This is a genomic window from Streptomyces sp. NPDC020362, assembly GCF_040642095.1.
Taxonomy (GTDB): domain Bacteria; phylum Actinomycetota; class Actinomycetes; order Streptomycetales; family Streptomycetaceae; genus Streptomyces.
This window is the reverse complement of the sequence record NZ_JBFAET010000359.1, coordinates 1-5,014: the sequence shown is the minus strand read 5'-3', so window position 1 is coordinate 5,014 and position 5,014 is coordinate 1. Positions and strand designations below refer to the sequence as shown.

Sequence of the window (5,014 nt, the reverse complement as noted above, 5' to 3'; positions counted from 1 at the left end):
CGCCCCGCCGACAGCCCGCTGCCGAGCGCGGCCCAGGTGATCGTCCACCACATCGCGGTCTTCGCATCGGTCGCCTACGCCGGCCGCACGATCCAGGTGCTCCCGGCGGAGCAGGTGGACTTCGCCGCCGAGCCGACTGCCGGACAGGACCTCGGAGCAAGGGTCTCCGCGCAGGGCAGCGTGCAGAGCGGTCCTCAGCTCGCGAGCCCGCTAGGAAGCACGTTCGGGACGATCGCAGACACGGGCGGCCCGGCGCGCGCACGCGCCGGGCCGCGGTTGGGCAATGAGTGCAGCTTCCCGGTTCCCGAGCAAAACCGGTGAAGACTGCGTGTGCTACCTCCGGCTGCGGATCGGTGACAGCTCCTGACCTGGTGTGCCTTTCCGTCCTGTGTGCCCTGACCCGCCGCGATGACCGAGCGTGTCGGTCAGCCGGTGACGACGTTGTGCACCGGGATGATCTGCGGCTCGCCGTCGGCGTGACCCAGGTCGGAGAGGATCGGCTGGAGGATCTTCGAGAAGTTCCCGAGGGCTTCCTCGGACTCCCATACGTCGACGACCCGCCACCCGCCGTCGACCGGCCCGGCCGCGTGGGAGATCAGTCCGGGTGCGGGAATATCGGCGAGCGAGGTGAACCCGCCGCCGTCGGTGAGGCGGTTGATGCAGGCGTCGTAGAACTCCTGTCCGACGCCCGGAATGTCGAACGTGACCATGATGGCCATGTCATCCCCCCATTGCTCGATCACTGTGTGCTGCGATCGCCCCGGCAGGCGCGATCCCCCTCATGCCTACCCGACCGGTGTCCGCGCGTCGACGCCTTGCGGGGGCCGGGTGGAGAGAGCTGAGGCGCGCCGGACGGTCCCGCGCCCCTGGTGAGCCGACTACCACCCGGCGCGCGCTGGCCGTTGTGGTGCCCCCTTCCCGCTCGAACGCTTCGGGCAGAGGCCGGACTTGCTGGTGGCGTCGCCCATATGCCGAGTGTGGTCTTTGGCTGTGTGCGGCGTGGCGGGTGCTGCCGGTTCGGCAGATGAGCCGGCACGCTGATGCCATGACGGACCGTCACACACCATCGCGTATGGACAGTGAGCCGCTGGATTTCTGGCTCATGCTCGGCGTGTGACCCTACGTCCGATACTGGGCGGCGGTGCCCTGGTCGTGGTCGGCGTGCACGGAAGCGTCCGAGGGGGCGCCCATCGGGGCGGCGGCCGTGACGGGCGAGCCTGCGCCGGTCGGCTGAAGATTGGGCCTGTGAAGAGAACCCGGCGATAGGCACACGGTCCCCATGCGTGATGCTGACCTGATGCCCGACGCGATCGTTGGTCTCCTGCGTTCCACCAGGGACGAGCCGCTGGGGGAGATGTCTGGCTGGCGGCGTCTTCCAGCTCCGTCAGGCGCGTTCTGCTCGCCGCTTCTGGGACTACGAGAAGAACCGCTAGACGTGCCACGGCGCCCCGCTCCCGGGGGAGTGAGGCACCGTGGTGCCGGTCGGGCTGCTGCTTTCAGCCGGGCCAGGTCCCGGGCCCGCGCGAACAGTTGCCGCACGGCCGGGAGTTCCCCATACGGCCGGATGCTCTTGCGGAGCGAGGCGAAGTGGTCGTCACCCCGGGCGCTGGAAATGCCGGCGCAGTCGTTCAGGAAGGTCCCCATTCCCGGCATGCCTCTTCCACGTCTCTCATCTCCATGAGCCGGGTTGCGAGGAGACGGGTGGCGTGCGTGTGCTCCTGCCGCTCTCCCTTGGGGCGGACCTTGTTGGACTGGCACAGGGTCTTGACCGACTCGGGGCGGCAGCCGAGTTCCCACAGGACGTGAGCGACGTGGAAATCGTAGGCGGCGCGGTCGTAGCCGCCGATGTGGTCGTTGCGGCCGTCGGCCTGCGACAGCCACGCCCGGACGTCGGTCCCAGGCGGCCACGACTCCCGTGCCTAACCCCTGAGAGGAGCGGGACGGGCCGCATCATACGGACCAAGCAGTCGGCCGGTCCGTGTCCTGCAAGCTCCCTGCCGGGACCTCCGGCAGGGTTGTGCAAGCCGCAGGAGGAACCACCGTTGTTCGCTCAGCCCCACCGTGTGCCGAGGCAGCCCGCTGCCGTCCGGTCACTTCACCGCCGCACCGTGGGGCCTGCGCCGCACGGCCCCCTATCCGGCGTTCGCCCCCGGCTACGCCCGGGTTGAACTCGACCCGGCCACGCAGACCGGCCGTTACGTCGACGCAGCCGGGCAGCCGCTCATGATGCCCGTCCATGGCGCCAGCACCGGCACGAACCCGCCCACCAACACCGGGAACCCGTCGGACGGTTCCGGCCCCGGCGGCTCCGGCGGCGGTGACCAGGACACCGGAAACGACGGGGACCAGTAGTGACCCCCAATGGCCCGGTCCTGGGTGTGACCGACCTGGACGACCCATGACCGACCTGGTGATTGACGAGCTGCACGGCCGCGGTGTCCCGGTCGTGCGGCTTGATTCCGGGGACTTCCGCGCCACCTTGTCGATCGCGGCCACCCTCACCGTCCACGGCACCGCAGGAACCCTGACCACGCCATCACACACAGCGGACCTCAAATACGTTCGGTCGCTGCACTACCGCCGCCCCTCCGGCTTCGCCTTGCTCCCCTGGACGAGCAGACACGGCGTTTGAATCGTTGCCGCGGACCGGAGTCAGATGCTCGAGCCTGATCCGCGGTCGAGGCCTCGCCTCCCCTGGTGGGCCGAGCCGAAGCCCCTCGTCCGCGACGGCGGACGAGGGGGCGCCGGGCCGAGAGTAGCGTCACCCCATGTTCACGACAGCGGGGGAGTTCTGGTAAGCCGCAAGCAGCCACTTGCCGTCCTGACGGGTGAGTACCCAGGTCGCGATCGCAAGCCGGTCGCCCGGCACCTCGGTCTCGCCCGGGAAGAGGATATTCGTCTCGCTGACGACCACGGCGGCGTCGTCGTTGAGGAAGCGGATGTTCAAGACCTTGTTCGTTGTGGTCGAGCCCTTGAGGAAGCTGCTGAAGCCGGCCTCCATGCTCTCGCGGATCTCGTCGCGGGACTTACGGTAGGACCCGGGCAGAATCGCGCTGGCGTCCTCGGTGTAGTCGGCCACGAACGCGGCGGCGTCGTGCGCGTCCCATGCGTCATAGACGCCCTTGAGCACCTCGAGGATGGCGGACTCATCCGCCGCATGCGCCTGGTTCGCAGTCAAGGTTTCCCTCGCTTCGTCGTACTGTTGCGGATCGCCGCGGTCTGCGACGCACCGGGAGTCATGTGCGGCTCCACGGATACCTACCGGCCGCGGTGCTAGAACTCATCGCCCCCGGGGAGACTTTTCCGGACGGCAGCGGCAGCACCCGGACCAGCGCCGATGCGTTTTGAACTCCTCCGGGCCCGGATCCTCACCCAGCCATGAGCTTCACGGAACTGCGGACTGAGCCCTGAATCTCCCCGCGCGGTGCTCGGCCCGTCATCACAGTTGCTCAGCGTGCTTCCCCACGCGCAGGTGCCTGACCAGCAACGCCAGAAGTGGAAACACGCAACATCCCAAACTCCTTTCCCTGCTCGCCTGCAAACCTGAGGCTGGACATATGACTCCCAGCGAGTTACAGATCCAGCCCGCCCCTGCCCTCATCCGGACCGTCGTCACCAGATACGGCGACGGCAGCACCCCCCCGCGGGACGCGCTGCGCGTCGCCACCGCCCTACGCGATCCGCCCGACGACCCGGGTGTCCGGTACAGGATGTTCCACTCCCACGGCCTGGCCCTCCCAGGTACGGGACTGCGTCCTCAGCACACCGGGCGCCGAACAACTCATGGAACGCAGCCTCCGCCGCGGTCTCGCGTTCCTGCACGCAGCCCGGTCCTCGGTGGAGCGCGGGAAGCAGGTGCTGAGTCGTTCGATCGCCGCCGACGCCCACGGCGTCCCGCTCGGCCTGGTTGTATGTAGCTGGTCGTCTGGACCGGCAGACCGGCAGGAAGCCGTGGGCACGCCTGGGACTGCGATGCTGTCAGCATGGGGAGCCTGGGCGACGGTGCGCACCACTGCGGACCGGGCAACCTCCAGTTGGCAGTCCCCCTCATCGGCACTGTCCGACTGCCAGGCTCGCGCCCTGAACGCGACCGGAACAGCGGGTCCTGCGGCGTGGGTGACCGCAGCTGGTACGTCAGTTGTCGCGCACCGTCAGGTTGCGAACCGTCGGCCCGTGATGACGGCGGCAGCGACCATCAGGGAATAGCCGGTCAGCTCGCCCACCGCGCAGATGACGACCGCATGCGTATAGGAAGACTTGGTGCCCAGCAACGGGCCCCCGATCCCGTCGGCGGTGTAGACCATGGTGACGGGCGTTCCGTCCGGGTGCGGGCAGGCGCCGCCGGACGGCAGCTGATCGACATTGCCGTCGGGGTCCTGGACGTAGCACTGCAAGTACGTGCCGTGGCTGCCCTGCTGACGGTCCTGGTAGTCGATGGAGCCGACACCCTCCTTGCCAAAGGCGACCAGTCGGGCGGGTGATGCGTAGACGGCGCTCACGGCGAGCGCGATCGACGCCAGCGTGTAGCAGACCTTGACCCGCTGGGGCACCGCGTTCCGGCGCAGGATCAGGCGCCGGACGATCAGGTGGTAGCTCAGGGCGAGGGCGATCACTCCGAGGACCCCGCCCAGGCCGGCGTCGAGGGCGCCCAGCAGCGAGGTGGTCAGGGCGGCCAGTAGCAAGACCAGGAGCCACCCGATGATCATGCGGCTCCGGGTAGGCACCGGCAGGTCGCTCACCGTGCCGGAATCCGTCGTCGCCACTCTCGCCCGCCCCTCGTCCATACAGGTGATCGGCGAAGACTCTAGCCCGCGGCCACGAGGGTCTCATCCAGTGGGCCTCCGCCTGCGGGACGTGACCCACCGGCTCCCGACCGATCAGCCGTCTCGCCGGACCGCCGCTGTTCCCCGTCAGGCGTCGCGCCGGCCGGGGCCTGTTGCGAAAGTGGAGCAAGGGCGTGGGTGATCACCGGCCGTGGTGCGTGGTGATCTGACGAACGACCAGTGAGCGCGTC

5 protein-coding genes and 1 pseudogene are annotated in these 5,014 nt (G+C 68.9%); 3 read left to right on the top strand and 3 right to left on the bottom strand.

The window, feature by feature from the left end:
• Positions 1–321: pseudogene (locus AB0H32_RS46800) on the top strand (hypothetical protein); the annotation flags it as partial.
• Between the two features lie 104 nt (positions 322–425).
• On the opposite strand, the gene AB0H32_RS46795 reads toward AB0H32_RS46800, so the two are convergent.
• Complete coding sequence (locus AB0H32_RS46795) at positions 426–719, bottom strand: hypothetical protein (RefSeq protein WP_361135375.1); 294 nt, start codon at positions 717–719, stop codon at positions 426–428.
• Between the two features lie 1,342 nt (positions 720–2,061).
• On the opposite strand from AB0H32_RS46795, the gene tgmA reads away from it, so the two are divergent.
• Together tgmA and AB0H32_RS46785 are read left to right on the top strand one after the other, a co-directional pair.
• A complete protein-coding gene (gene tgmA, locus AB0H32_RS46790) occupies positions 2,062–2,352 on the top strand; it encodes a putative ATP-grasp-modified RiPP (protein WP_361135373.1) in 291 nt (96 codons plus the stop codon).
• A gap of 46 nt (positions 2,353–2,398) precedes the next feature.
• Positions 2,399–2,632 carry an MvdC/MvdD family ATP grasp protein gene (locus tag AB0H32_RS46785; RefSeq protein ID WP_361135370.1) on the top strand — a complete coding sequence of 78 codons (234 nt, stop codon included), beginning with the start codon at positions 2,399–2,401 and terminating at the stop codon, positions 2,630–2,632.
• A gap of 129 nt (positions 2,633–2,761) precedes the next feature.
• On the opposite strand, the gene AB0H32_RS46780 is transcribed toward AB0H32_RS46785, so the two are convergent.
• Complete coding sequence (locus AB0H32_RS46780; RefSeq protein ID WP_361135367.1) at positions 2,762–3,178, bottom strand: SgcJ/EcaC family oxidoreductase; 417 nt, start codon at positions 3,176–3,178, stop codon at positions 2,762–2,764.
• Between the two features lie 973 nt (positions 3,179–4,151).
• Complete coding sequence (locus AB0H32_RS46775; protein ID WP_361135364.1) at positions 4,152–4,706, bottom strand: hypothetical protein; 555 nt, start codon at positions 4,704–4,706, stop codon at positions 4,152–4,154.
• Between the last annotated feature and the right edge of the window lie 308 nt (positions 4,707–5,014).

Excerpts from the sequence above, each read along its gene's own strand:
- AB0H32_RS46795 (WP_361135375.1), bottom strand. The coding sequence starts at position 719 with ATGGCCATCATGGTCACGTTCGACATTCCGGGCGTCGGACAGGAGTTC.
- AB0H32_RS46775 (WP_361135364.1), bottom strand. The coding sequence starts at position 4,706 with ATGATCATCGGGTGGCTCCTGGTCTTGCTACTGGCCGCCCTGACCACC.
- AB0H32_RS46785 (WP_361135370.1), top strand. The coding sequence starts at position 2,399 with ATGACCGACCTGGTGATTGACGAGCTGCACGGCCGCGGTGTCCCGGTC.